The following is a 24,122-nucleotide window of genomic DNA, read 5'->3' on the forward strand; positions in this document are numbered from 1 at the left end:
GCTGTGAGGGCTCCGCCGCCGGAGGGTTCCGCGTCGGGAGAGCCGCGTCGGAAGGGCGGACGACGTCGTCATGGAGGGGTTACGCCGGGTGGCGAGGCTCACTCCGGGGCGGTTTTGCGCGAGTCGGCGCGACCGGGTAGAGTCTCATGATGTTGCGAACGGGGAACCGTTCGGAGCGGGCGATCCCCCGTAGCTCAATTGGCAGAGCATTCGACTGTTAATCGAAGGGTTACTGGTTCGAGTCCAGTCGGGGGAGCCAACAAGCCGGGTCTGACCTGCGGAAACGCGGGAGAGGCCCGGCTTTTTCCATGCCCGGGTCCGTGGAGGTGTCCACAAACTGTCCTTTTTGGCGGCGAGGATCGCCGAGAAGGGCCGGGGCGCCTCCACCGCTTAATGACGACGTCCCGCTGCACCAACGGCGCAACGGGACGGCGGAGGGAAACTGACCCACGGCAGATGTCAAATGGGGGGCCGATCTGCCGTAGGCATGTCGGACCCTCACCGACGTGTTTCAGGATAGCCCCTCCGGGCCCACCGGGAAAGCTGGGCCGACCGGCGCGGGGCGCGCTTGGGCCACGTGGGGCGATGGTAAGTTGTGATGGAAGAGAACCATCACCATGAGGAGGCTCGATGTCTCACGCACCCGGACCGGCGCAGCCCGGAACCACCTCCCGGCCCCGTTCCTACCGGAGCGGGGTCGGGGCCCTCAAGAACGGGGCGACCCAGCTGCTGGGCGTCTCCAAGGTCGCCTCTCGGCTCGGCCCCAAGCAGATCAAGGACGAGCTCCAGATCGCCAAGCTGGAGATGAAGGAGAAAGGGGTCAAGTTCGGCGTCGGCGCGGCCTTCGTGGTCGCCGGCCTGGTCTTCCTCCTGCTCGCGGTCATCGCGCTCGTGGTCGCCGCCGTCGCCGGCCTGTCCAAGGTCATGGAGGCCTGGCTCGCCGCGCTGCTGATCGCCGCGCTGTTCATCGTCATCCTCGCCGTGCTCGCGCTGATCGGCGTCGCCAAGATCAAGGCGCAGCTGCCGCTGAAGCCCGAGTCGGCGATCTTCGGCCTGCTCTACGACCTCGGCGTCGCCAAGGAGGGCTCGGACTACACGGCCACCCGGGTGCGCCGCGAGATGCGCGAGAAGCAGGAGGCCAAGCAGCAGGCCAAGGACGAGGAGAACCGGCGCCGCCGCTCCGGGGAGGCGCCCGAGGTCCCCCAGCCGAACCGGGATCAGCTCGAGCAGCGCACCAAGGCGCGCCGCGATCACCTCAAGTCCCTGCGCGACGACCTGGGCCAGCAGGCCCAGGGGATCCGCTCGACGGCGTCGGGCCTGGTCGGCAAGACCAAGAACGACGCCCGGACCGCCCCGGACCAGGCGCGCTCCGCCGCCTCGGGCTTCGCCGCCAACGCCCAGGACCCGGAGGCCCTGCGGCTGCGCTGGAAGCCGCTGACCGTCCTGGCGGTCTCCCTGGGCGCGGCCGCGATCTTCCTCGCGCGCCTGCTGAAGCGCCGCTAGGAGGACCCTTCCGCATCACGACGCCGCCCGGTCGCCTCGCCACAGCGCGAGCCGGCCGGGCGGCGTCGTGCGCGGGGTGGGGTGGCCGGAGCCGGCCGGTAGACTGGATCGCGGGGCCCACGGCCTCCGCGCGGAACGTTCCCGACGAATGACAGCGAGAATGCAGACGAAGCCCCTGAGAATCCTCATCGGCGCGGATACCTATCCGCCGGACATCAACGGAGCCGCCCAGTTCGGGCACCGCCTGGCGGCGGGCATGCGGGACCGCGGGCACGAGGTCCACGTGGTCGCCGCCCGCACGAGCTCCGGCCCCTCCTACGAGGTGGAGATCGACGGGATCACCGAGCACCGTCTCCGGTCCCACCACCCGCCGACCCACCCCTACTACAGGCTCTGCTTCCCGTGGGAGGCCCAGCGGCGCGTCGACGCCATCCTCGACAGGGTCAGGCCCGACGTCGTGCACATCCAGTGCCACTACATCGTGGGACGCATGCTGGCCCGCTCCTGCCGCAAGCGGGGCATCCGCCTGGTCGCGACCAACCACTTCATGCCGGAGAACCTCGAGCCGTTCCTGCCCTTCCCCGACTGGTTCCTCCGCGGCTTCTCGCGGATCTCCTGGAAGGACATGGAGCGGGTCCTGAGCCGGGCGGAGTACATCACGACGCCGACCCCCATCGGCGCCCGCTCGATGCGCGAGCACGGCTTCGGCCGCCACGTGGAGCCGGTCTCCAACGGCATCGACGCCGCCGCCTACGAGCCGCGCGAGGGGGAGCGGATCGAGCGGCCGGGGCACCCGGTGGTCCTGTTCACGGGCCGGCTGGCCGTGGAGAAGAACATCGACGTGCTGATCAAGGCGGTGGCCAGGCTGCCCGAGGCCGACGGCGTCCGGCTGCACGTGGCGGGGACCGGCGAGATCGAGCCGACGCTGCGGGAGGTCGCCCGGCAGGAGGGGGTCGAGGACCGCGTCCGCTTCCTCGGCTACGTCAACGACGAGCAGCTGCGCCGGGAGTACCTGGCGGCGGACGTGTTCTGCCAGCCGGGGACGGCGGAGCTGCAGTCCCTGGTCACCCTCGAGGCGATGTCCGCCTCCACCCCGGTGGTGCTCGCCGACGCGCTGGCCCTTCCCCACCTCGTGCGCGAGGGGGGCAACGGCCACCTCTTCCGCCCGGGCGACCCCGAGGACCTGGCCGAGAAGCTGCGTACGGTGCTGGAGCTCCCGGAGGAGGAGCGGCGGCGGATGGGGCGGGTGAGCCATGAGATCGTGCGGCACCACTCGGTGGAGCGGACCTGGGACACCTTCGAGGCCATGTACCGGGGCGAGTACCGCACCGAGGCCGGGCGCGGCTGCGCCGGAACCGGTGAAGGCCTGGGGTAGTGTGATGTCTCGGCCGGCTCGTCCGGCCGCGGGGGGTTAGCTCAGCTGGTCAGAGCAGAGGACTCATAATCCTTGGGTCGCGGGTTCAAGCCCCGCACCCCCTACCGAGGAGGCCCTCGTCCGCGCGCTCACGGCGCGGACGAGGGCCTTCGTCGTTGCTGGAGCAGGCGGGGCGGGGGCAAGCCGTTCGTCCAACTCGTTCCCCAACTATATTCGTTTACGACTCAGTGCTCCTTGTCACACCACTTAATGCATATCCATTAGGGGAAACGGATCATTAGTTTCCACTGGGTGCTGAAATTGCCTCTGCCCTAACGGGAGCTACTGTAACTCCAAAGTGTACTGAAGCGTATTTTTTAGATGACCCCTACATTTCGCGATTCCCTCATCCAAAAGTTTGATGCTTCCTCATTCTTTAGTTTTGAACTAAGCTATGGATTTAAATTCACGGGCCGTGGGAGGGGTGCCTTCGCAGACGAAGGCGCCGGGCGGCCGGATGGAAGGAAACGCCATGAATCGGATGACTCGGCATCATCGTGAGCAGCTGCGCCGCAAGATCCTCGACAGCTCGCGGGAGCTGTTCGTCATGCAGGGGTGCTACGGCGCCACCATGGACGACGTCGCGGTGGTCAGCGGCCTCTCCAAGCCCGCCCTCTACCGCCACTTCGACAGCAAGGACGACCTGTGCATCGCCGTCGTCGAGGAGTGCTCGGACTTCGTCGAGTCGCTGATCTCGCCCTCGCTGTTCACGGGGCTCAGCCTCGAGGAGCGGGTCTCCCGCATGATCGCCCTGTTCATCGGGCTGGCCGTGGACCACCCCCACGTATACGCCATCGTCTTCGAGTCGGACATGGGTCACATCCCCGAGGTCGGGGATCGGCTGGGGGACCTGCGGGACACCCTCCTCCACTCGCTGACGGTGGGGGCCGAGGAGGGGCTGGTCGCCGAGGCGACGGACGAGTTCGCGCTGCGCGCCGAGATGATGCTCGCGGCGGTCATCCCCCTGTCCAAGCGGATCGGCGTCGAGTCCACGGTCATGAAGCGGGAGAACCTCCAGAAGGTGCTGTTCGACGCGATGTGGGGCGGTCTGAGGTCGGCGGCCTGAGCGAGGGAGCGGCCGGGGCCGCCGCGTCCGGAGGGTGGGTCGGGGCCTGAGGCCCCGGTCGCGAGGCCGGACGCGGCGGCGGCAGCAGGACGGAAGGCGCCAGACGGCGCACGTAGGCGAGCGGGTGGAGATACCGCTCGCCTCTCCGCACGCCCCAGTGCAGGCAGCTGCCGCAGGGCTCGTGGGGGAGGTCGGGGTCCCGGCGGGCGATCTCCTCCCCGCGGCGGACCGGCCGGCCCCGGGCGAGCTGGTCGACCACCGGCTCGAAGCTGATGCGCTCACCGGTGCGCGCGGTCACCGTGATCACGCCGCGGTGCACCACCCTGCCGGAGAAGGTCACGACGCCGTCCGCGGGGGAGAGGACCGGCTGCCCCGGCGAGGCCGCCAGGTCCACGCCGCGGTGCCCGGGGAGCCACTTCCGCTCGGGTGGGTCGAAGGCCCCCACCACGGCGGGGATGGGAGAGAGCGGCCAGGACCATCGTGGGGAGGGATGCGGGGCGGCCCCGCGCCCGATCGGCGCGGTCCGCTCCGCGCGGATTGCGCCCTCGGTCAGAGCCGCTGCTTCGGTCGGCGCGCTCCGGGAGGGAGCGGCGGCCTGTGCCCTCCCCGCGGACGCCGCCAGTGGGTCCGAGGCCAGCACGAGGATCCCGAGGAGCGCGAGGATGAGGTTCATGCGCCCCATCCCACCCGATCCGGCGCGGTCGCGGGCCCGCCCGGGGCGCACTCGCCCCCGTCCTGGGGAGGATCCGTGGCGAAGACGACGGTCCGACGGGACTGTGGACGGCCCCTCGGTGCTGTATAGTTGACGCGGCAGTGGTAGCCGTGTGCCCACTGACTTCGCGTGGTTCGCGCGCTGGAGCAGCCCCTGAGGGGATGCGCCGCCGCGGGGACGGCCACCGGTCCATCGTCCGCTCGCGGACATGGTGACGGCCGTCCGGGACCAGGGCCTTCCGGGCCCGCGTCCCGCGAGCCGCCAGGTCCGACGCAAGCCGCCCGGCGAGCGTCGGAGGAAGCAACCGATAACTACGAGAGCGGTGCGTGACCCTAAGGAACATGGGGCGTGCCGCACCTAAGGAGACGACTTTGCCCGTCGTAACAATGCGCCAGCTGCTCGATTCCGGTGTCCACTTCGGTCACCAGACCCGCCGCTGGAACCCGAAGATGAAGCGCTACATCTTCACCGAGCGCAACGGCATCTACATCGTGGACCTGCAGCAGTCGCTGGAGTTCATCGACCGTGCCTTCGAGGCCGTCAAGGCCACCGTCGCCCATGGCGGCACCATCCTGTTCGTCGGCACCAAGAAGCAGGCCCAGGAGACCATCGCCGAGCAGGCGACCCGCGTCAACATGCCCTACGTCAACCACCGTTGGCTCGGCGGCATGCTCACCAACTTCGCCACCGTCTCCAAGCGCATCGAGCGCATGAAGGAGCTCGAGCAGGTCGACTTCGACGACGTCGCCGGCTCGCAGTACACCAAGAAGGAGCTGCTGCTCCTGCGCCGCGAGTTCGAGAAGCTCGAGAAGACCCTCGGCGGCATCCGCAACCTCACCAAGGCGCCGTCCCTGGTGTGGGTCGTGGACACCAACAAGGAGCACCTCGCGGTGGACGAGGCCAAGAAGCTGGGCATCCCGGTCGTGGCCATCCTGGACACCAACTGCGATCCGGACGAGGTCAACTTCCCGATCCCGGGCAACGACGACGCCATCCGCTCCGTGAACCTGCTGACCCGCGTCGTCGCCGACGCCGTGGCCGCCGGCCTGATGGAGCGCAACAACAAGCAGTCGGGCCAGGGGAGCTCCGCCGAGGAGCCCATGGCCGAGTGGGAGAAGGAGCTGCTCGAGCAGCACGAGTCCCAGCAGGCCGCGGCGGCCCAGTCCGAGGTCGTCGAGCCGGCTCCGGAGGCCGCGGCCGCCGAGTCGGAGATCGCGCAGCCCGAGACCGCCGAGCCCCAGCCGGTGGACACCGTCGAGCAGGGCGAGAGCGTCCAGCAGGGCGGCACCGCCTAAGGCGAGTCACCTCAGGCCGAGCGGCGGGCCCACCCGGCCCGCGACAGCCTGTCACGGGGCCGGGCCGCACCGGCCCGGCCCCGTCTTCTCACCGTGATCATCACGTAACCGCAAAGGAAGTTCATATGGCGAACTACACCGCAGCCGACATCAAGGCCCTGCGCGAGCGCACCGGCGCCGGCATGCTCGACGTCAAGAAGGCCCTCGACGAGGCCGACGGCGACCAGCAGAAGGCCATGGAGATCATCCGCGTCAAGGGCCTGAAGGGCGTCACCAAGCGCGAGGGCCGCGCCACGGCCGAGGGCCTGGTCGCCGCACGCGTGGAGAACGGCGTCGGCTACCTGGTCGAGGTCAACTCCGAGACCGACTTCGTCGCCAAGTCCGCGCCCTTCGTCGAGTTCGGCAACGCCGTGCTCGAGGCCGCGATCGCGAGCGGGGCCGAGAGCCTCGAGGACCTCCTCAAGGCCTCCTCCAACGGCAAGACCGTCGAGGAGCAGGTCACCGAGACCGGCGCCCTGCTGGGCGAGAAGGTCGTCGTGCGCCGCGTGGCCCGCGTCGAGGGCCAGAACGTCGCCGTGTACCTGCACAAGACCTCCAAGGATCTCCCCCCGCAGGTCGGCGTCCTGCTCGCCGTCGAGGGTGAGAACACCGAGGAGATCGCGCACGACCTCGCCGTCCACATCGCCGCGATGGCCCCGAAGTTCCTCGACGACAGCGCCATTCCGGCCGACCAGGTCGAGTCCGAGCGCCGCATCGCCGAGGAGACCGCCCGGTCCGAGGGCAAGCCCGAGAAGATCATCCCGCAGATCGTCGAGGGTCGCCTGAAGGGCTTCTTCAAGGAGAACACCCTGGTGGACCAGGACTTCGCCAAGGACTCCAAGAAGTCCGTGGGCCAGGTGCTCGAGGAGGCGGGGGCCAAGGCCACCGCGTTCGTGCGCTTCCGCGTCGGCAGCTGACCGACCGTCCGCGCTTGAGGGGGCGCCCACCGCGTGTGGGCGCCCCCTCTTTGCGTAAGCTGACCGGGGGAGCGGAACTCCGCCGCCCTCATCAGCGCAAACCCTGTAGAGCTATCACACGAGGGCCGCACGGCCCAGGAGGAAACATGTCTGAGAATTCTGCGGCCCCCAGCCCCCACCCGCAGCGCCGTCGCGTGCTGCTGAAGCTCTCGGGCGAGGTGTTCGGCGGGGGCATGGTCGGCATCGACACCTCCGTGGTGCGTGAGATCGCCGTGCAGATCGCCTCGACCGTGGGGCAGGCCGAGACGGCCGTCGTCGTCGGGGGCGGGAACTTCTTCCGGGGCGCGGAGCTCTCCGGCGCGGGCCTGGACCGCTCGCGGGCCGACTACATGGGCATGCTGGGCACGGTCATGAACTCCCTCGCGCTGCAGGACATCCTGGAGCAGGAGGGCGTGGACACGCGCGTCCAGTCGGCCATCGAGATGGCCCAGGTCGCGGAGAACTACATCCCCCGCCGCGCCATCCGCCACATGGAGAAGGACCGCGTGGTCATCTTCGGCGCCGGCGCGGGCCTGCCCTACTTCTCCACCGACACCGTGGCGGCCCAGCGCGCCCTGGAGGTCCACGCCGACGAGGTGCTGGTGGCCAAGAACGGCGTCGACGGCGTCTACACGGCCGACCCCAAGCTCGACCCGGCCGCCGAGCGCCTCCACCACCTCACCTACGACGAGGCGCTGCGCCGGGACATCCGGGTGATGGACCAGACCGCCTTCAGCCTCTGCAAGGACAACAACGTGACCATGCGCGTGTTCGGCATGCAGGGCGGCGGCAACGTCGCCCGGGCCATCCTGGGCGAGGAGATCGGGACGCTGGTCACCGCCTGAGGCGCGCACGGCCGCCGTGTCGTCGCCTCGCCGCGGCGGTCGGTAGACTTTCAGGAGAGAAGCACAGGCGCGCGGCCCCGCCGGCGTCCGCTCCGCAGCGGGCGCCGGGGTCTCGCGCCGGAGCCCCGAGCGGCACCTTCGCGGTGGCGCACCCCGAACGAGGAGATCGCAGTGATCGAAGATTCCCTGTCCGAAGCCCGCACCAAGATGGGCAAGGCCGTCGAGGCCGCCAAGAACGACTTCGCCGCCGTGCGCACCGGCCGCGCCAACCCCTCCCTCTTCTCGAACGTGCTGGTCGAGTACTACGGCGCCCCGACCCCGCTGCAGCAGCTGGCCTCCTTCCAGAACCCCGAGGCCCGCACCCTCCTGATCACCCCCTACGACAAGTCGGCCCTGGGTGAGATCGAGAAGGCGCTGCGCAACTCCGACCTCGGCGCCAACCCTGCCAACGACGGCAACGTCATCCGCATCGTCATGCCCGAGCTGACCGAGGAGCGCCGTCGCGAGTACGTGCGCCTGGTCTCGGGCAAGGCCGAGGACGCCCGCGTGTCCGTGCGGAACATCCGCCGCACCGCCAAGGGCGAGATCGAGAAGGCCGTCAAGGACGGCGACGCCGGCGAGGACGAGGGCAGCCGGGCCGAGAAGGAGCTCGACGCCACGACCAAGAAGCACATCGACCAGATCGACGAGCTCCTCAAGCGCAAGGAAGCCGAGCTGCTCGGGGTCTAGTCCATGAGTGATTCAGCAGAGCGCCCCGCCCCCTCGGGGGAGCCCCGTCAGCGGACTCCCCGAGCGGGCCGGGACCTGCCCGCCGCCATCGGGGTCGGGGCCGTGCTCGTGGCCCTGGTGGTCCTCGGGCTGTTCTTCCTCCCGCTGGTGCTCGTGGCGCTGGCCGCCGTGGCGGCCGGCGTGGGCACCTGGGAGATCGGCCAGTCGCTCAACAGGAAGCGGGGCATGAGGATCCCGCTGATCCCGGCGGTGGTCACCGGCGCCCTCTTCCCGTTCGCCGCGTACTTCGGCGGCAGCGAGTCGCTGATCTACACGGTGCTCGGCTCGATCATCGTGGTGATCCTCTGGCGCGCCCTGGGCCGCCGGGACGGCATGCTGACCTCCATCATGGGGTCGATCTTCACGATGCTCTGGGTCCCCTTCATGCTCGCGCTCGCGATCCTGCTCTTCCGGCAGGAGGACGGCGCGGCGCGGGTCTTCACGATCGTGCTCATGGCCATCGGCAACGACACGTGGGGTTACATCGCGGGCGTCCTGTGGGGCAAGCACCCCATGGCGCCGCGGATCAGCCCCAAGAAGACGTGGGAGGGCATGGCAGGCTCGCTCGTCGGGTCCATGGCCGTGGGCATCCTCTGCGCGATCTTCCTGCTCGACGACGCGTGGTGGATCGGCGCCGTCCTGGCCGTCCTGCTCGTGATCGCCTCGACGGCCGGGGACCTGTCCGAGTCGATGATCAAGCGGGAGATCGGCATCAAGGACATGAGCAACATCCTTCCCGGCCACGGCGGCGTGATGGACCGGCTCGACTCGGTCGTCTTCGCGGTCGCGGCCGGCTACGTCGTCTTCGTCGTCCTCGGCTGATCCCGCCCCACCGTTCACAGGAGGTCCCATGCCCAGCACCGCACCGGATCCCGGCCAGCGTCCCGGCCCGCCGGGGCAGAGCATCACCGCGACCCAGGAGCTCGACAGCATGGGCCGCGCTCCCGAGGGGGCCAGGGGGTACTCGAGCCGTCAGGTCGAGGCCTTCGTGCGGGCCTGCGAGGAGAGCCTGCGGGCCGTCGAGGCCGGGGGAGAGCCCGAGGTGGCCTCCGCCGACGTGCGGGGCAAGGCCTTCGACGCGGAGGAGGGCGGCTACGACGTCGCCGACGTCGACTCGATGCTCGACTCCTACGAGGACCGCCTGGCCCGCGCCGAATGCGCCCGGTTCGCGGCCGAGCACGGCCGCCCGGCCCTGCAGGCCCGCGCCGAGGAGCTGGCGGGCCTGGTCATGGGCCGGCTGCACCGCCGGGAGGGCGAGCGCTTCCGCCGCCCGGTCGGGAAGAGGGCCGCCGGGTACTTCGCCGGCGACGTCGACCGGCTCTGCGAGGAGCTCCTGGCCTACTTCGCCGCGGCCGAGCGCGTCAGCCCCCGCCCCCTGCGCGAGGCCGCCTTCCGCGTCGCGAGCGGACGCACCGCCTACGACGAGGCCCAGGTGGACGCCTTCATGACTCGGGTGGGCGAGCTGATCCAGACTCTGCGCTGGTCAGACGCTTATTCGGCGGAGGACCGCTAGCCCGCGGGACGCGCCCCGAGCGCCCCTCGCGCCTCCTAGTTGTGTCATGGGACACAAGGTACTGTTTCTTACATCACAGTACCTAGGAGGCTCGCATGACATCCCACGGACCCCCCGACGCCGCGCCCTCGACCGGGCACGGCGCCCCGCCCCCCATCGACTTCGAGAGGGCCCAGGCCGACCCGCGCTTCCAGCGCCTGCGCCGCTCCCACCGGAGCTTCGTCTTCCCCCTGACGGTCGCCTTCCTGGTCTGGTACCTGGCCTACGCGGTGACCGCCATGTACGCGCCCGGCTTCATGTCCCACAAGGTCGTGGGCAACGTGAACGTGGGCATCGTGTGGGGCCTGCTGCAGTTCGCCTCGACCTTCGGCATCACGGCCTGGTACGTCCTGTTCGCCAACCGCCGGCTGGACCCGCGCGCCGTGGAGCTGCGCGAGGAGATGGAGGCCGGAGGGTTCTCCGGGCACGACGCCGCCCCCGCCGGGGGTGATCCGCGATGAGGGCGCTCGCGGAGGAGACGAGGCCGCTGCTGCTGAGCGCGGCCGAGACCGAGACGGTGGGGACCCCCGCGGTCAACATGTCCATCTTCGGGGCGTTCGTCCTGGTCACCCTGGTAGTGGTCCTGCGGGCCTCGCGGAACAACAAGACCGCCGCCGACTACTACGCCGGCGGACGCTCCTTCAACGGCACCCAGAACGGGCTGGCCATCGCGGGGGACTACCTCTCCGCGGCGTCGTTCCTGGGGATCGTCGGGGCCATCGCGGTGCAGGGCTACGACGGCTTCCTCTACTCGATCGGCTTCCTGGTCGCCTGGCTCGTGGCGCTGCTGCTGGTCGCCGAGCTGCTGCGGAACACGGGCAAGTTCACCATGGCCGACGTGCTCTCCTTCCGGCTGCGTCAGCGGCCCGTGCGGGTCGCTGCGTGCATCGCGACGCTGGCGGTCACCTTCTTCTACCTGCTGGCCCAGATGGCCGGCGCCGGCGCCCTGGTCTCCCTGCTGATGGGGATCAGCTCCCGGGCGGGGCAGTCCCTGGTCATCGTGGTGGTCGGGGCGCTCATGATCGTCTACGTCCTGGTCGGCGGGATGAAGGGCACCACCTGGGTGCAGATCATCAAGGCCGTGCTCCTGCTGGTGGGGGTCGCGGTGATGACCGTCTGGATCCTCGCGCTCAACGGCTTCAACCTCTCGGAGCTGCTGGGGGCCGCCGTGGAGACCTCGGGCAGCGAGGCCATCCTCGAGCCGGGGCAGCAGTACGGCGCGACCAACCTGACCAAGCTGGACTTCATCTCGCTGGGCCTCGCGCTGGTCTTCGGCGCGGCGGGGCTGCCGCACGTGCTGATGCGCTTCTACACGGTCCCCACCGCGAAGGAGGCGCGGAAGTCGGTGGTCTGGGCGATCGTCCTGATCGGCCTGTTCTACCTGTTCACGCTGGTCCTCGGGTACGGGGCGGCGGCGATGATCGGCAGCGAGCGGATCGCCGAGGCCCCGGGCGGGGTCAACTCCGCGGCCCCGCTGCTGGCCTTCGAGCTGGGCGGGTCGCTCCTGATGGGCGTCATCGCGGCGGTCGCCTTCGCCACGATCCTGGCGGTGGTCGCCGGGCTGGCGATCACGGCATCGGCCTCCTTCGCGCACGACGTCTACACGAACGTGATCTGCAAGGGCAAGAGCGACCCCCGCAAGGAGATCCGGGTGGCCAAGACCACGGTGGTGGTGATCGGGCTGTTCGCCATCGCCGGCGGGATCGGCGCGCAGGGGCAGAACGTGGCCTTCCTGGTCGCGCTCGCCTTCGCCGTCGCGGCCTCGGCCAACCTGCCCACGATCGTCTACTCGCTGTTCTGGCGCGGCTTCACCACGCGCGGGGCGGTCTTCTCGATGTACGGCGGGCTGATCATCTCGGTCGTGCTGATCGCGTTCTCCCCGGTCATCTCCGGAAGCGAGACCTCGATGATCCCCAGCGCGGACTTCGCGCTGTTCCCGCTGAGCAACCCGGGGATCGTCTCGATCCCCGCCGCGTTCCTCCTCGGCTGGATCGGGTCGGTGACGTCCCGGACCCGCGAGGACCGTCGCAAGCAGGCAGAGATGGAGGTGCGTTCGCTGACCGGCATCGGCGCGGAGAAGGCCGTCGAGCACTGAGGGGCCCGCCGCGGGCCGCCCGTTCCTAGCACGGCGGGCGTCCCGTGCGGCCCGATCGGCCGATCCGTTATGCTGTCCGGGTAAAAACCCCACTCAGGGCGTGAATGTGCCAGGGTGGGAACTCTTCCGACATCACATCGCGACCCCCGGGGCGCCGGCCACAAGCCGACCGCCTGCGGGAACCTAGAGAGGACGAGTCATGGGAATCATCGGTTGGATTGTATTGGGAATCGTCGCCGGAGCGATCGCGAAGCTGATCCTCCCCGGCAAGCAGGGCGGGGGCATCATCGTCACGATGATCCTCGGCATCGTCGGCGCGGTCCTGGGGGGCTTCCTCGGGTCGGCGATCTTCGGAGCGTCGCTGGAGAACTTCTGGTCGCTCCAGACCTGGGTCCTGGCCATCGTGGGCGCGCTCATCGTGCTGCTCATCTGGGGCCTGGTGACCGGACGCAAGCGGGCCTGACCGCCTGAGGGAACGGCACCCCGCCGTCCCCGGGGCCCGGTGCGCGGGGGAGGACGCAGATCCTCCCTCCCGCACCGGGCCTTTTGCGTGCGCCGGGGGCGGCAGCCGGGCCGGGCGGGCGAGGGCGCCCGCGGCGGGCCTACACTGGAGGTCATGAAATTCGGTTCCGTCCCCGCCGCAGCGTCCGCCTCCGCCGCGGGGCTCCCCGCCCGCGCCGTCGCCGTCCTCGGCTCTACGGGGTCCATCGGCACGCAGGCCCTCGACGTCGTGGACCACTGCGCCGCGCTGCGCGCCGAGGGCGGGGACGCAGCGGCGCCCGCCCTGACGGTCTCCGCGCTCGCGGCCGGCTCCGGCAGCCTCCCCCTGCTCGCCGACCAGGCCGCCCGGCACCGGCCGGAGGTGCTGGCCACCAGCGGGACCGCCGAGGACGCCGAGCGCCTCCGAGCCCTCCTCGCGGACCGCGCCGAGCCGGATTACGCCCCGCCGATCCTCCACGGCTCGGAGGCCGCCGCGACCGTGGCCGCCGAGGCCTCCGGGGACACCGTCCTCAACGGCATCACCGGCTCGATCGGCCTGGCCCCCACGCTGGCGGCCCTGCGCGCCGGGAAGCGGCTCGCCCTGGCCAACAAGGAGTCCCTGATCGCCGGCGGGCGCCTGGTCCAGGAGGCCGTCGCGGCCAGCCCGCTGGAGCAGCCGCTGATCCCCGTCGACTCGGAGCACTCCGCGCTCGCCCAGGCCCTGTCCTGCGGGGCGGATCGGGAGGTCTCCCGGCTCGTGGTGACCGCCTCCGGCGGGCCCTTCCGCGGCCGCAGCCGCGAGGAGCTGCACGATGTCACGCCGGCGCAGGCGCTCGCCCACCCGACCTGGGACATGGGCCTGGTGGTCACCACCAACTCGGCCACGATGGTCAACAAGGCCCTGGAGGTCCTCGAGGCCCACCTGCTGTTCGGGATCGAGCTGGACCGGATCGTCGTCGCCGTGCACCCGCAGTCGATGGTCCACTCGCTGGTGGAGTTCGTCGACGGCTCGACCATCGCGCAGGTCTCCCCGCCGGACATGCGGCTGCCGATCGCGCTCGGGCTGACCTGGCCGCACCGCGTCGAGGGGATCGCCGCCGGCTGCGACTGGGGGACGCCGCAGAGCTGGACCTTCGAGCCGCTGGACGAGGAGGCCTTCCCCGCCGTCCGGATGCTCAAGGAGGCCGCGCGAGCCGGCGGCACCGGCCCCGCCGTCTTCAACGCCGCCAACGAGCAGGCCGTCGCCGCCTTCCACGCCGGCCGGATCCGCTTCACAGAGATCGTCGAGACGGTGGGGACGGTGCTCGCCGAGCACCCCGGCTCCGGAGCCCACGCGCCCGACGCGGAACTCACGGTCGAGGCCGTGCTGCGCGCCGAGCGGTGGGCCCGTGAGCGCACCGATGCGCTGCTGGGGGCCGGCGCCTGATGGACATCCTGCAGGCGTTCGCCGGCTCCTGGCCGCTGTTCCTCCTGGGCATCCTCGTGATGGCGGTGGGCATCGCCGTCTCCATCGCGCTGCACGAGGTCGGGCACCTGATCCCCGCCAAGCTCTTCGGCGTGCGGGTCACCCAGTACATGATCGGGTTCGGCCGCACGATGTTCTCCCGGCGCCGCGGGGAGACCGAGTACGGGGTCAAGGCGATCCCGCTGGGCGGGTACATCTCGATGATCGGGATGTACCCGCCGGCGAAGGACGGCACCGCGACCGCCGACTCGACCGGGCTGTTCCAGCAGCTCGCCGCGGAGACCCGCAGCGTCGAGGAGGGGCGCCTGCAGCCGGGGGACGAGGACCGGCAGTTCTACCGGCTGCCGATCCGCAAGCGCATCGTCATCATGCTGGGCGGGCCGGTCATGAACCTGGTCATCGGCGTCGTGTGCATCAGCATCGTCGTCGCGGGGTTCGGCACGGCGCGCCCCAGCACCACCGTCGCCTCGGTGAGCCGGTGCGTCCAGACGGTGGAGGCCGGCCAGGAGGCGGAGCAGCAGTGCGGCGCGGGGGACCCGGACTCTCCCGCGCTCGCGGCGGGCCTCCAGCCCGGCGACCGCATCGTCTCCTTCGCCGGCCAGCCGGTCGGCTCGTGGGAGGAGATGAGCGGGCTGATCCGCGAGAGCGGCGGGCGCCAGGTCCCGCTCACGGTGGTTCGGGACGACGCCGAGGTGCGGCTGAGCATCGAGCCGATCGTGACGGACCGGCCCGTCGTCGACGCCGCCGGGCTGCCGGTGGTCGACGACTCCGGGGCGTACGAGACGGAGCGGGTCGGGTTCATCGGCGTCGGGCCCACGCAGGAGCTTCAGCCGGGGAGCATCTCCGAGGTGCCCGGCGTCGTCGGGCAGACCTTCGGGCAGATCGCGGGCGTGATCGTCAAGCTGCCGGTGCGGCTGTGGGAGGTGGGCGCCGCGCTGTTCACCGACCAGGAGCGGCCCGCGGACTCGCCGATGTCGGTGGTCGGCGTCGGGCGGGTGGCCGGCGAGCTCGCCGCCACGGACCAGATCCCCGCCGACGCCAAGGCGGCCTCGCTCCTCTCCGTCCTCGGCACGCTGAACTTCAGCCTGTTCGCCTTCAACCTGCTCCCGCTGCTGCCGCTGGACGGCGGGCACGTCGTGGGGGCACTGTGGGAGGGCCTGCGGAGGACCTGGGCCAGGGTGCGACGACGGCCGGACCCCGGGCCCTTCGACCCGGCCCGGATGCTGCCCCTGACCTACGGCGTCGCGGTGGCCTTCATCGGCATGACGGTGCTGCTGATCGCCGCGGACCTCTTCGACCCCGTGCGCGTCTTCTGACCGCGACGGCCTCCGGCCGCCCCGCGGCGGGCTCCGGCCCGCTGCGGTCCCGATGGAGCCCCGCCCGATGCGCCGGCGGGCCCCGTCCGCCCCGCCCGGCGGGAAATCACACGGGGCCGTCGTCGGGCTCACACCCATTGTGGGGCACAATGGGAACGTCGGATGCGTTGTGCCTTATACGGTGCGCCGTCCCATATCAGCCATCTCTTCTCGGAGGAACGATTTGACCTCGGTCAGCCTAGGCATGCCCGCCCCACCACCGCCCGTCCTGGCGCCGCGTCGAAAGACCCGGCAGATCCGGGTGGGCGACGTGGGCGTGGGCTCCGAATCTCCGGTCAGCGTGCAGTCGATGACCACCACCAAGACGCACGACATCGGCGCCACCCTTCAGCAGATCGCCGAGCTCACCGCGTCGGGCTGCGACATCGTGCGCGTGGCCTGTCCCACGGACAAGGACGCCGAGGCGCTGCCCATCATCGCCAAGCAGTCCAACATCCCCGTGATCGCGGACATCCACTTCCAGCCCAAGTACGTCTTCGCCGCGATCGAGGCGGGCTGCGGGGCGGTGCGCGTGAACCCGGGCAACATCCGCAAGTTCGACGACCAGGTCCGGGAGATCGCCCAGGCCGCCAAGGACCACGGGACCTCGATCCGCATCGGCGTCAACGCCGGATCGCTGGACCGCCGCCTGCTGCAGAAGTACGGCAAGGCCACCCCGGAGGCGCTGGCCGAGTCGGCCATGTGGGAGGCGTCCCTGTTCGAGGAGCACGGCTTCCACGACTTCAAGATCTCCGTGAAGCACAACGACCCCGTGGTGATGGTCCGCGCCTACGAGCTGCTCGCCCAGGCCGGCGACTGGCCACTGCACCTCGGCGTGACCGAGGCCGGGCCTGCCTTCCAGGGCACCATCAAGTCCGCGACCGCCTTCGGGGCCCTGCTCTCGCAGGGGATCGGCGACACCATCCGGGTCTCCCTCTCCGCCCCGCCGGTCGAGGAGGTCAAGGTCGGCGCCCAGATCCTGGAGTCGCTGAACCTGCGGCCGCGCAAGCTGGAGATCGTCTCCTGCCCCTCGTGCGGCCGCGCGCAGGTGGACGTCTACGAGCTGGCGAACTCGGTCACCGAGGGCCTGGAGGGCATGAAGGTGCCGCTGCGCGTGGCCGTCATGGGCTGCGTCGTCAACGGGCCGGGGGAGGCACGCGAGGCGGACCTCGGCGTCGCCTCCGGCAACGGCAAGGGCCAGATCTTCGTCAAGGGCGAGGTCATCCGGACGGTCCCGGAGGACCAGATCGTGGAGACCCTGATCGAGGAGGCCAACCGCATCGCCGAGCAGATGGAGGCCGACGGCGAGCTGCCCGAGGGCGAGCCCTCGGTCTCGGTGAGCTGATCGCGTCCTCCATGCGGTTCCTGAGGCAGCGACTGGACCGCGTCACCGGTCCCACGGTGCGTCCCCTGACCCAGGAGGACGCCGAGCCGCTGCTGACCATGATCCGCTCGCGGCCCGTGGCCAACCTCTTCGCGCTGGAGCACTTCCAGCGGATCGGGCTGCCCGGGTCCTCCTTCCTGACCCGGGCCCGCTCGGCCTCGCCGTTCCTGGGCGTCTTCGAGCCGGGCGGGCCCTCGGGAGCCCCGCGGCTGGCCGGCGCGGTGTGGTTCGGCGCCAACCTGGTGCCGGTGCACCTGGCCCCGGCACACCTGCCGCGGGTCATCTCCTACGTCCGCTCCACGGACCGGGAGATCTCCTCGATCTTCGGCACCGCCCGGGAGGTGATGACCCTGGGGGAGGGGCTGGAGCAGGCCGGCTACCAGCCCTTCGACGTCCGCCCCGAGCAGCCCCTGCTCGTGCTGCGGGCCGACGCCTCGCTGGAGGCCGCGGAGAACGGGCTCGCGCGGGGCGCGGGGGTGAGCCCCGTCCGCTGGGCCCACTCGCTCGACGTCGACGCCCTGCTGCCGGCCGCCGTCGCCATGTTCACGGAGGAGGTCGGCTACTCCCCGCTCGCGCGTGACGCCGCGGGGTACAGCCGCCGCATCGCCGAGGGCGTCGCTGCCGGCCGCACCGTGCTGGCTCTGGACGGCGTGGGGGACGTGGTCTTCAAGACGGACGTGGGCCTCGCCGCCGAGGGACTGTGCCAGCTGCAGGGGGTCTGGCTCGCCCCCCGGCTGCGCGGGCAGGGCCTCTCCGAGGGGCTGCTCGCCGAGGCGTGCCGGCTGATCAGGCCACAGCACCCCACCATCAGCCTGTACGTGAACGGGTACAACCTGCGGGCGCGGGCGCTGTACCGTAGAGTCGGCTTCGACCAGGTGGACACCTTCGCGACCGTGCTCTTCTAGCGGCGCGGTTTTCAGCTGTTCTAGACTTGCCGGGACACCTCGGCACCCCTTTCGAAGAGAAACGGACTCCATCCTTGGCCCTTCGCCTCTCCACCATGTTCCTGCGCACCCTGCGCGAAGATCCCGTCGACGCCGAGGTGGACAGCCACAAGCTGCTGGTGCGCGCCGGGTACATCAGGAGGGCCGCGCCGGGGATCTACAGCTGGCTCCCCCTGGGCCTCACGGTGCTCCGGAAGGTCGAGAAGGTCGTCCGCGAGGAGATGAACGCCATCGGCGGCCAGGAGGTGCACTTCCCGGCGCTGCTGCCGCGGGAGCCCTACGAGACCACCAACCGCTGGACCGAGTACGGCGAGAACCTCTTCCGCCTCAAGGACCGCAAGGACGCGGACTACCTCCTGGCGCCCACCCACGAGGAGATGTTCACCCTGCTGGTGAAGGACCTGTACTCCTCGTACAAGGACCTGCCGGTGATCCTGTACCAGATCCAGACCAAGTACCGGGACGAGGCCCGCCCCCGGGCCGGCCTGCTGCGCGGCCGCGAGTTCATCATGAAGGACTCCTACTCCTTCAGCGCCGACGACGCCGGCCTCGACGAGGCGTACCTCGCCCACCGCGGCGCCTACCAGCGCATCTTCGCCCGCCTCGGGCTCGAGATGGTCATCGTCAGGGCCCAGTCCGGCGCCATGGGCGGCTCCCGCTCCGAGGAATTCCTCTACGCCACCCCCATCGGCGAGGACACCTTCGTCCGCTCTCCCGGCGGCTACGCCGCCAACGTCGAGGCGGTGACCACCGTGGCCCCCGAGCCGGTCGACGCCTCCGCCACGCCCGCCGCCCACGTCGAGGAGACGCCCGAGTCCCCGACCATCGAGACCCTCGTGGCCCGCGCCAACGAGCTGCACCCTCGCGAGGAGGGGGAGTGGACCGCCGCGGACACGCTGAAGAACGTCCTGGTGGCGGTGACCCTCCCGACCGGCGAGCGGCGCATCGTGGGGGTCGGCGTGCCCGGCGACCGGTCCGTGGACCTCAAGCGGCTCGAGGTCAGCCTCGGCGTCGCGCTGGGAACCGGCGGGGAGGTCGACGTCGAGCCGGCGCTCGACGCGGACCTGCGCTCGTTCCCGATGCTGGTCAAGGGGTACATCGGCCCAGGCCTGAGCCTCGACGCCCCGCTGCTGGGCACCGACTCGCCCTCGGGCGTCCCGTACTTCGTGGACCCCCGGGTCGTCGAGGGCTCCGCGTGGATCACCGGCGCCAACCTGCGGGACCGCCACGTCTTCGACCTCGTGGCCGGACGGGACTTCTCGCACGACGGCGTCGTGGAGGCCTGCGAGGTCCGTGAGGGCGACCCGGCCCCGGACGGCTCCGGCCCGCTGTCCACCGCCCGCGGCATCGAGATGGGCCACATCTTCGCCCTGGGCCGCAAGTACGCCGAGGCCCTGGGCCTGCGGGTGCTCGACGCCAACGGCAAGCTCACCACCGTGACCATGGGCTCCTACGGCGTCGGGGTCACCCGGGCGCTCGCAGCGGTGGCCGAGGCCAATCACGACGAGAAGGGGCTCATCTGGCCCCGCCACCTGACCCCCGCCGACGTCCACGTGATCGCCACGGGCAAGGGCGCGGAGATCATGGAGGGCGCGGAGGCGCTGGTCGCCGACCTCGAGGCGGCCGGCCTCGAGGTGATCTTCGACGACCGTGCCAAGGCCTCCCCGGGCGTGAAGTTCGGCGACGCCGAGCTGCTCGGCGTCCCCACCCAGCTGATCGTCGGACGCGGCTTCAAGGACGGCGTGGTGGAGCTGAAGGACCGGCGCTCCGGCGAGTCCCGGGAGCTCCCGCTGGACAACGCGGTCGCCGAGGCCATCGCCGAGGTCCGTGCCGGCTGATCCCCGGGGCCGCGTGCCCCGGGTCCTCGCCGGGGCGCCGGCCGGCGGCCGCCCCCGCGTCCGGCGTCGTGCCCATCCCCGCCGCTGTCCCCGCGTCCGAGGACGCTCCCATACCCGCCGCTCTCCTCTCACCGGGTGCCGTCCGGGGAGCCCGGCGTGACCGAGATCCTCGCGGACCTGGAGCCCGGCATCCTGGCGCTGATCGTGGTCGCGGGCTTCGCGGCGGGGTGGGTGGACGCCGTCGTCGGCGGGGGCGGCCTCATCCAGCTGCCCGTGGTGCTGATGATCCCGGGGATGTCGCCGGTGCAGGCGCTGGCCACCAACAAGATGGGCTCGGTCTTCGGCACGGCGATCAGCGCGGCGACCTTCTACCGGCGCACCACCGCCCCGCTGCGTCCCGCCCTGCCGATGGCGGCCGTGGCGTTCTGCGGCAGCTTCGGCGGCGCCTCGGTGGCCGCGCTGCTGCCCGCCGAGGTCTTCAAGCCCATCATCCTGGCCGCCCTGATCGGCGTCGCCTCCTTCACGGTCGCGCGCCCGCAGGCAGGCCAGCTGGAGCGTCCCGAGCGCGGGCGCCGGGAGCAGGCCGTGATCGGCACCCTGATCGGCGTCTGCATCGGCTTCTACGACGGCGTGCTCGGCCCCGGCACGGGGTCCTTCCTGATCATCGGCATGATCACGCTGCTGGGCTACAGCTTCCTGCGGGCCAGCGCCCAGGCCAAGGTGGTCAACCTGGCGACCAACCTCGGCGCGCTGCTGTTCTTCTCCCTCAGCGGCTCGCTGGTCCCGCTGCTGGGCCTGGTGCTCGGCGCGGCGAACATGCTGGGCGGGTACGTGGGCGCGCGCAGCGCCGTCGCGCGGGGGAACCGCTTCATCCGCGTGGTGTTCCTTGCCGTGGTCCTCGTGCTCATCGCGAAGACGGGGTGGGACGTCTACCGGGAGCTGCTCCTCTGATCGAGGTCCCCTCAGTCCTCCGACTCGCCCGGAGGGTCGCCGGGCAGCGCGGGGACCGCGCCGGGCTCCGAGGACATCGCGGCGTGGACCGCGAGCCAGCGGAGGGACCAGGTGCGCCAGGCGGGGGAGGGCTCGACGTCGTCGGCGGCGAGGATCGCGAGGCTCCTGCCGGCCAGCGCGTCCGCCTCCTGCGTCCCGAGCCGTGCCGGATCCTCCTCCCTCGGCAGGCTGTAGGCCGCGGCGGGCTCGGGGAGCCCCTCGCAGCCGGAGGGGAGGGCCTCGCGCAGCTGGCCGAGCTGCTCGGAGTGCGCCCGGGCCGCGGCGCGGACGCCCTGCTCCTGCTCCGCGCTGGTGCCGTCCGCGGTAGCGCGGGCCAGGAGCACCTCGTCGGCCCACGTCGTCGCGTACAGCTCGGACAGCGTCGCGCCCACGGCCTCGGAGCGGGGATCCTCCGCCGCGCCGTCGGGGCACAGGCCCGCGGACAGCTCCTCGGAGGCAGGCTCCTCGCCCAGCAGCTCCCCGAGCGAGGCCCCCGCACCGCTGGCGGGGTCCGGGACCTCCGCCAGCGTCCCCTCGAGATCGCGCGCCGTGAGCCAGCTGCCCACCGCGATGGAGTCCATCAGCGCGGACTGGCGGGGGGCCAGGGCGGCGTCCCCGGCGATCCCGTGCAGGTCCGCGGCGGCGGCGTCGAAGACCTGGGCGGGCGTCCGGGAGGGATCGGTGGCCTCGGGCGTCCCGGCGCGGTCCCGGGCGACGGGCGAGAGCGCGGCGAGCTGCTCCTCGACGCGGTCCTCCAGCGTCCCCTCGGGATCCTCCACGACGCCGTCCTCGACCGCCCGGCGCACCTCGAGCAGCCGCTCCGCGGCCCGGACCTGCGCGTCCAGCTCGGGAGAGGCGGCGGAGACGCGCCACCACAGGATGCCGGCGAGGGCCAGCAGCAGCACCAGCAGCACCGCGAGGCACAGCGCGAGCGCGCGCGGGAGGGTCCTCATGAGTCGTGTCCTTTCCGCGCGCAGCCGAACCGGATGTACGTGAACCCATCATGGCACGTCCCCGGGCACCCGCGGCGCTAGGCTGGAGCCGAGCAACGATCCATCACGTCACGAGGAGGAGCCGTGTCCAACGGCCAGCAGAAGAAGTCGTCATCAACGTCGAGGTCCCGGCGCCGGGTCGCCCGGGAGAAGGCGAGCGCCGGGTACTCGGACCGGACGCACCCGCGCAGCGCCCTGGCGGACAGCGTGGACCTGGACCGGATCCGGGGGCGGCTCGAGCCGGTGGTCCGGCAGTTCGACCTCGTCCTGGAGGACGTCAGCGCGCGCGGCGCGGGCAACGGCCAGACCCTGTCGGTGATCGTGGACCTCCAGGAGGACGAGGAGGGCGCGGTCGCGCTGGACACGATCGCGGAGGTCTCCCGCGCGCTGTCCGCCACGCTGGACGAGGCCGACGACGAGCCGGAGAGCGAGTACCTGCTGGAGGTCTCCTCCCCGGGTGCGACCCGCAAGCTCACCGAGCCCCGGCACTGGAAGCGCTCCCGCGGCCGCCTCGTGCGGATCTCCATGGGCGGGGGGTCGTTCCTGGCCCGCCTCGAGGACACCGACGGCGCCACCGCCACGGTCCGCCGCAAGAGGGACACCCCCAAGGGCGTCCCCGAGAAGTACGAGGAGGCCGAGCGGCTGGACCTGGACGACGTCGAGAGGGCCCACGTCGAGGTCGAGTTCAACCAGTAGCCCCGGCTCGCCTAGACTGGGGCGAGACCAATGGATAGAGCGGGCGCCTCGAGGGGCGCGTGGGACTGACCGGCGCCGGAACGCACCTGCGTTCCGGCGCTTCGGCAGCGGAGCGAGAAAGGTTCAGCAATGGACATCGATATGAGCAACCTTCGGCTGCTGGAGAAGGAGCGCGACATCCCGGTCGAGACGCTCATCTCCATGATCGAGTCGGCCCTGCTGCTCGCCTACCAGAAGAACCCGGGGGCCATCCACGACGCCCGGGCGGTGGTGGACCGCGCGACCGGCCGGGTGAGCATCCTCGCTCCGGAGGTCGACGAGGACGGGACCGTCGTCGGCGAGTTCGACGACACCCCCCGCAACTTCGGGCGCATCGCCGCCTCGACCGCCCGCCAGGTGATCTTCCAGCGCCTGCGCGAGGCGGAGGACGACCAGATCCTGGGCGACTTCAGGGGCCGCGAGGGACAGCTGGTCTCCGGCCAGATCCAGCAGGGCGGCCGGAACAACATGGTCCAGATCGACCTCGGGACGGTCGAGGGCGTCCTGCCCCCGCACGAGCAGGTCCCCGGCGAGCGCTACGAGCACGGCACGCGCATCCGCGCCTACGTCGTCGAGGCCCGGCGCGGCTTCAAGGGGCCCTCCATCACGCTCTCCCGCTCGCACCCGGACCTGGTGCGCCGGCTCTTCGAGCACGAGGTGCCGGAGATCCAGGAGGGCGCCGTGGAGATCATGTCCGTGGCCCGCGAGGCCGGGCACCGCACCAAGATCGCCGTGCGGGCCACCCGCTCCGGCATCAACGCCAAGGGCTCCTGCATCGGGGAGATGGGATCGCGCGTGCGCGCGGTCACCTCGGAGCTCAACAACGAGAAGATCGACATCGTGAGCTACTCGGAGGATCCCGCGGCCTTCATCGCCGGCGCGCTGAGCCCCGCCAGGGTGGCCCGGGTGGAGGTGGACCCCTCCGGGCGGTACCAGGCCCGCGCCGTCGTGCCGGATGACCAGCTCTCGCTGGCCATCGGCAAGGAGGGGCAGAACGCCCGGTTGGCGGCCAAGCTGACCAACTGGCGGATCGACATCGTCGCCGAGTCCAAGGCGCGCGGCGCGGCGGAGTTCTAGAGGGGGACCGGGCCCGCGGGAGGGGCGCGGGTGTGGCCTGAGCCTCAGGCATTGGGGGAAAGCGCGCACAGGGTCTAGAATGGTCTACGGTGATCAGACCGCGTGGTGCCTGATGGTGCCCGCAATCCGAGAGCGAGGGTGAGCGATGTCTTCTCCCCCGGGGCGGCGCACCTGCATCGGGTGCCGCGCGATCGATGACCAGACCGCACTAGTACGTGTGGCCCTGAGGCCCTCGGAGGGGAAGCAACCCGACGTCGTCGTGCCGGATCCCGAGAGGTCCGTCCACGGCCGCGGAGCGTGGCTGCACCCCCGCCGCGCATGCCTCGAGCGGGCGGTCCGAGCGAAGTCCTTCGCGAGGTCGTTCCGCCGAGCCGTCGCCACGGAGGAGATCCTCCGCCGGCTGACGGAGGCTCCGGACGAGTCCGGAGCCGATCAGGGGTCACGCCAGCCTATGTCAACGGACGCCGACGCGTCCTGAGAAAGCGAGCCAGAAAACCGATGGAAACCCGATGAGTGCCGCGCAATGAGTGCCTCACAGTGCTCTGCCAACGGCGTTCCCGCGGCTGAATCAGCCGGCGGGGACCTTATCCGGAACTAAACGGTCTGGGCCTGTTTCG

General features: G+C 71.2%; 23 protein-coding genes and 2 tRNA genes. 23 read left to right on the top strand and 2 right to left on the bottom strand.

All coding sequences use genetic code 11. The annotated features are described in order from the left end of the window. Positions 1-183 precede the first annotated feature (183 nt). The 5 genes from EWV39_RS10740 (at position 184) to EWV39_RS10760 (ending at position 3,983) form a co-directional block, all read left to right on the top strand. Positions 184-259 (top strand) — tRNA-Asn (locus tag EWV39_RS10740). A 371-nt stretch (positions 260-630) separates the two neighbouring features. Further along, complete coding sequence (locus EWV39_RS10745) at positions 631-1,503, top strand: phage holin family protein (RefSeq protein WP_129659800.1); 873 nt, start codon at positions 631-633, stop codon at positions 1,501-1,503. Positions 1,504-1,651: 148 nt separating this feature from the next. Continuing rightward, positions 1,652-2,878 (top strand): glycosyltransferase, encoded by a 1,227-nt coding sequence (locus tag EWV39_RS10750; RefSeq protein ID WP_129659803.1) that lies wholly within the window; start codon positions 1,652-1,654, stop codon positions 2,876-2,878. Positions 2,879-2,908: 30 nt separating this feature from the next. Then, a tRNA-Met gene (locus tag EWV39_RS10755) sits at positions 2,909-2,982 on the top strand. A 407-nt stretch (positions 2,983-3,389) separates the two neighbouring features. Continuing rightward, positions 3,390-3,983 carry a TetR/AcrR family transcriptional regulator gene (locus tag EWV39_RS10760; protein ID WP_165313285.1) on the top strand — a complete coding sequence of 198 codons (594 nt, stop codon included), beginning with the start codon at positions 3,390-3,392 and terminating at the stop codon, positions 3,981-3,983. Here EWV39_RS10760 and EWV39_RS10765 read toward each other — a convergent pair. Then, a complete protein-coding gene (locus EWV39_RS10765; protein ID WP_129659809.1) occupies positions 3,913-4,656 on the bottom strand; it encodes a M23 family metallopeptidase in 744 nt (247 codons plus the stop codon). The genes EWV39_RS10760 and EWV39_RS10765 overlap by 71 nt on opposite strands. 410 nt (positions 4,657-5,066) lie before the next feature. Between EWV39_RS10765 and rpsB the strand changes: the two genes are divergently transcribed. From rpsB to EWV39_RS10840, 15 genes are all read left to right on the top strand, one after another. Then, positions 5,067-5,990 carry a 30S ribosomal protein S2 gene (gene rpsB / locus EWV39_RS10770; RefSeq protein ID WP_129659811.1) on the top strand — a complete coding sequence of 308 codons (924 nt, stop codon included), beginning with the start codon at positions 5,067-5,069 and terminating at the stop codon, positions 5,988-5,990. A 125-nt stretch (positions 5,991-6,115) separates the two neighbouring features. Then, entirely contained in the window at positions 6,116-6,946 is an 831-nt protein-coding gene (gene tsf, locus EWV39_RS10775) for a translation elongation factor Ts (RefSeq protein WP_129659814.1), read from the top strand. Between the two features lie 146 nt (positions 6,947-7,092). Beyond that, on the top strand, positions 7,093-7,830 hold the full coding sequence (gene pyrH, locus EWV39_RS10780; RefSeq protein WP_129659816.1) for a UMP kinase: 738 nt from the start codon (positions 7,093-7,095) through the stop codon (positions 7,828-7,830). Positions 7,831-8,001: 171 nt separating this feature from the next. Further along, a complete protein-coding gene (gene frr / locus EWV39_RS10785) occupies positions 8,002-8,559 on the top strand; it encodes a ribosome recycling factor (RefSeq protein ID WP_129659819.1) in 558 nt (185 codons plus the stop codon). Between the two features lie 3 nt (positions 8,560-8,562). Next, a complete protein-coding gene (locus EWV39_RS10790) occupies positions 8,563-9,420 on the top strand; it encodes a phosphatidate cytidylyltransferase (RefSeq protein ID WP_129659822.1) in 858 nt (285 codons plus the stop codon). A gap of 28 nt (positions 9,421-9,448) precedes the next feature. Then, the gene (locus EWV39_RS10795; protein WP_129659825.1) at positions 9,449-10,111 is read left to right on the top strand and encodes a hypothetical protein; all 663 of its coding nucleotides are present in this window, start codon (positions 9,449-9,451) and stop codon (positions 10,109-10,111) included. Positions 10,112-10,206: 95 nt separating this feature from the next. Continuing rightward, positions 10,207-10,611: a DUF485 domain-containing protein gene (locus EWV39_RS10800; RefSeq protein ID WP_129659828.1), complete on the top strand. Its 405-nt coding sequence runs from the start codon at positions 10,207-10,209 to the stop codon at positions 10,609-10,611. Beyond that, entirely contained in the window at positions 10,608-12,245 is a 1,638-nt protein-coding gene (locus tag EWV39_RS10805) for a solute symporter family protein (RefSeq protein ID WP_129659831.1), read from the top strand. Before EWV39_RS10800 ends, EWV39_RS10805 begins: the two co-directional genes overlap by 4 nt. Positions 12,246-12,444: 199 nt before the next feature. After that, positions 12,445-12,708 carry a GlsB/YeaQ/YmgE family stress response membrane protein gene (locus EWV39_RS10810; RefSeq protein ID WP_129659834.1) on the top strand — a complete coding sequence of 88 codons (264 nt, stop codon included), beginning with the start codon at positions 12,445-12,447 and terminating at the stop codon, positions 12,706-12,708. 153 nt (positions 12,709-12,861) lie between these two features. Beyond that, the gene (gene dxr / locus EWV39_RS10815; protein ID WP_129659837.1) at positions 12,862-14,151 is read left to right on the top strand and encodes a 1-deoxy-D-xylulose-5-phosphate reductoisomerase; all 1,290 of its coding nucleotides are present in this window, start codon (positions 12,862-12,864) and stop codon (positions 14,149-14,151) included. Continuing rightward, complete coding sequence (locus tag EWV39_RS10820) at positions 14,151-15,506, top strand: M50 family metallopeptidase (protein ID WP_129659840.1); 1,356 nt, start codon at positions 14,151-14,153, stop codon at positions 15,504-15,506. Before dxr ends, EWV39_RS10820 begins: the two co-directional genes overlap by 1 nt. Before the next feature lie 223 nt (positions 15,507-15,729). Beyond that, positions 15,730-16,890, top strand: coding sequence for a flavodoxin-dependent (E)-4-hydroxy-3-methylbut-2-enyl-diphosphate synthase (ispG, locus tag EWV39_RS10825; protein WP_129659843.1), 1,161 nt, complete (start codon positions 15,730-15,732; stop codon positions 16,888-16,890). A gap of 11 nt (positions 16,891-16,901) precedes the next feature. Then, positions 16,902-17,834, top strand: a complete 933-nt coding sequence (locus tag EWV39_RS10830) for a GNAT family N-acetyltransferase (RefSeq protein WP_129659846.1) — start codon at positions 16,902-16,904, stop codon at positions 17,832-17,834. Between the two features lie 74 nt (positions 17,835-17,908). Next, positions 17,909-19,711, top strand: a complete 1,803-nt coding sequence (locus EWV39_RS10835; RefSeq protein WP_129659849.1) for a proline--tRNA ligase — start codon at positions 17,909-17,911, stop codon at positions 19,709-19,711. Positions 19,712-19,867: 156 nt separating this feature from the next. Continuing rightward, complete coding sequence (locus tag EWV39_RS10840) at positions 19,868-20,662, top strand: TSUP family transporter (protein WP_129659852.1); 795 nt, start codon at positions 19,868-19,870, stop codon at positions 20,660-20,662. Positions 20,663-20,673: 11 nt separating this feature from the next. Here EWV39_RS10840 and EWV39_RS10845 read toward each other — a convergent pair whose 3' ends face one another. Further along, positions 20,674-21,654 (bottom strand): hypothetical protein, encoded by a 981-nt coding sequence (locus tag EWV39_RS10845; protein WP_129659855.1) that lies wholly within the window; start codon positions 21,652-21,654, stop codon positions 20,674-20,676. 123 nt (positions 21,655-21,777) lie between these two features. Between EWV39_RS10845 and EWV39_RS10850 the strand changes: the two genes are divergently transcribed. The 3 genes from EWV39_RS10850 to EWV39_RS10860 all read left to right on the top strand — a co-directional run bounded on the left by EWV39_RS10850 (position 21,778) and on the right by EWV39_RS10860 (position 23,983). Beyond that, positions 21,778-22,389 carry a ribosome maturation factor RimP gene (locus EWV39_RS10850; protein ID WP_165313287.1) on the top strand — a complete coding sequence of 204 codons (612 nt, stop codon included), beginning with the start codon at positions 21,778-21,780 and terminating at the stop codon, positions 22,387-22,389. A gap of 129 nt (positions 22,390-22,518) precedes the next feature. Further along, on the top strand, positions 22,519-23,505 hold the full coding sequence (nusA, locus tag EWV39_RS10855; protein ID WP_129659861.1) for a transcription termination factor NusA: 987 nt from the start codon (positions 22,519-22,521) through the stop codon (positions 23,503-23,505). 145 nt (positions 23,506-23,650) lie between these two features. After that, the gene (locus EWV39_RS10860; RefSeq protein WP_129659863.1) at positions 23,651-23,983 is read left to right on the top strand and encodes a YlxR family protein; all 333 of its coding nucleotides are present in this window, start codon (positions 23,651-23,653) and stop codon (positions 23,981-23,983) included. The last annotated feature ends 139 nt before the right edge of the window (positions 23,984-24,122 follow it).

The organism is Rothia halotolerans (assembly GCF_004136635.1).
GTDB lineage: Bacteria > Actinomycetota > Actinomycetes > Actinomycetales > Micrococcaceae > Rothia > Rothia halotolerans.

Excerpts from the sequence above, each read along its gene's own strand:
- EWV39_RS10745 (WP_129659800.1), top strand. The coding sequence starts at position 631 with ATGTCTCACGCACCCGGACCGGCGCAGCCCGGAACCACCTCCCGGCCC.
- EWV39_RS10750 (WP_129659803.1), top strand. The coding sequence starts at position 1,652 with ATGACAGCGAGAATGCAGACGAAGCCCCTGAGAATCCTCATCGGCGCG.
- EWV39_RS10760 (WP_165313285.1), top strand. The coding sequence starts at position 3,390 with ATGAATCGGATGACTCGGCATCATCGTGAGCAGCTGCGCCGCAAGATC.
- EWV39_RS10765 (WP_129659809.1), bottom strand. The coding sequence starts at position 4,656 with ATGAACCTCATCCTCGCGCTCCTCGGGATCCTCGTGCTGGCCTCGGAC.
- tsf (WP_129659814.1), top strand. The coding sequence starts at position 6,116 with ATGGCGAACTACACCGCAGCCGACATCAAGGCCCTGCGCGAGCGCACC.
- pyrH (WP_129659816.1), top strand. The coding sequence starts at position 7,093 with ATGTCTGAGAATTCTGCGGCCCCCAGCCCCCACCCGCAGCGCCGTCGC.
- EWV39_RS10790 (WP_129659822.1), top strand. The coding sequence starts at position 8,563 with ATGAGTGATTCAGCAGAGCGCCCCGCCCCCTCGGGGGAGCCCCGTCAG.
- EWV39_RS10795 (WP_129659825.1), top strand. The coding sequence starts at position 9,449 with ATGCCCAGCACCGCACCGGATCCCGGCCAGCGTCCCGGCCCGCCGGGG.
- EWV39_RS10800 (WP_129659828.1), top strand. The coding sequence starts at position 10,207 with ATGACATCCCACGGACCCCCCGACGCCGCGCCCTCGACCGGGCACGGC.
- EWV39_RS10805 (WP_129659831.1), top strand. The coding sequence starts at position 10,608 with ATGAGGGCGCTCGCGGAGGAGACGAGGCCGCTGCTGCTGAGCGCGGCC.
- EWV39_RS10810 (WP_129659834.1), top strand. The coding sequence starts at position 12,445 with ATGGGAATCATCGGTTGGATTGTATTGGGAATCGTCGCCGGAGCGATC.
- dxr (WP_129659837.1), top strand. The coding sequence starts at position 12,862 with ATGAAATTCGGTTCCGTCCCCGCCGCAGCGTCCGCCTCCGCCGCGGGG.
- EWV39_RS10820 (WP_129659840.1), top strand. The coding sequence starts at position 14,151 with ATGGACATCCTGCAGGCGTTCGCCGGCTCCTGGCCGCTGTTCCTCCTG.
- EWV39_RS10830 (WP_129659846.1), top strand. The coding sequence starts at position 16,902 with ATGCGGTTCCTGAGGCAGCGACTGGACCGCGTCACCGGTCCCACGGTG.
- EWV39_RS10845 (WP_129659855.1), bottom strand. The coding sequence starts at position 21,654 with ATGAGGACCCTCCCGCGCGCGCTCGCGCTGTGCCTCGCGGTGCTGCTG.
- nusA (WP_129659861.1), top strand. The coding sequence starts at position 22,519 with ATGGACATCGATATGAGCAACCTTCGGCTGCTGGAGAAGGAGCGCGAC.
- EWV39_RS10860 (WP_129659863.1), top strand. The coding sequence starts at position 23,651 with ATGTCTTCTCCCCCGGGGCGGCGCACCTGCATCGGGTGCCGCGCGATC.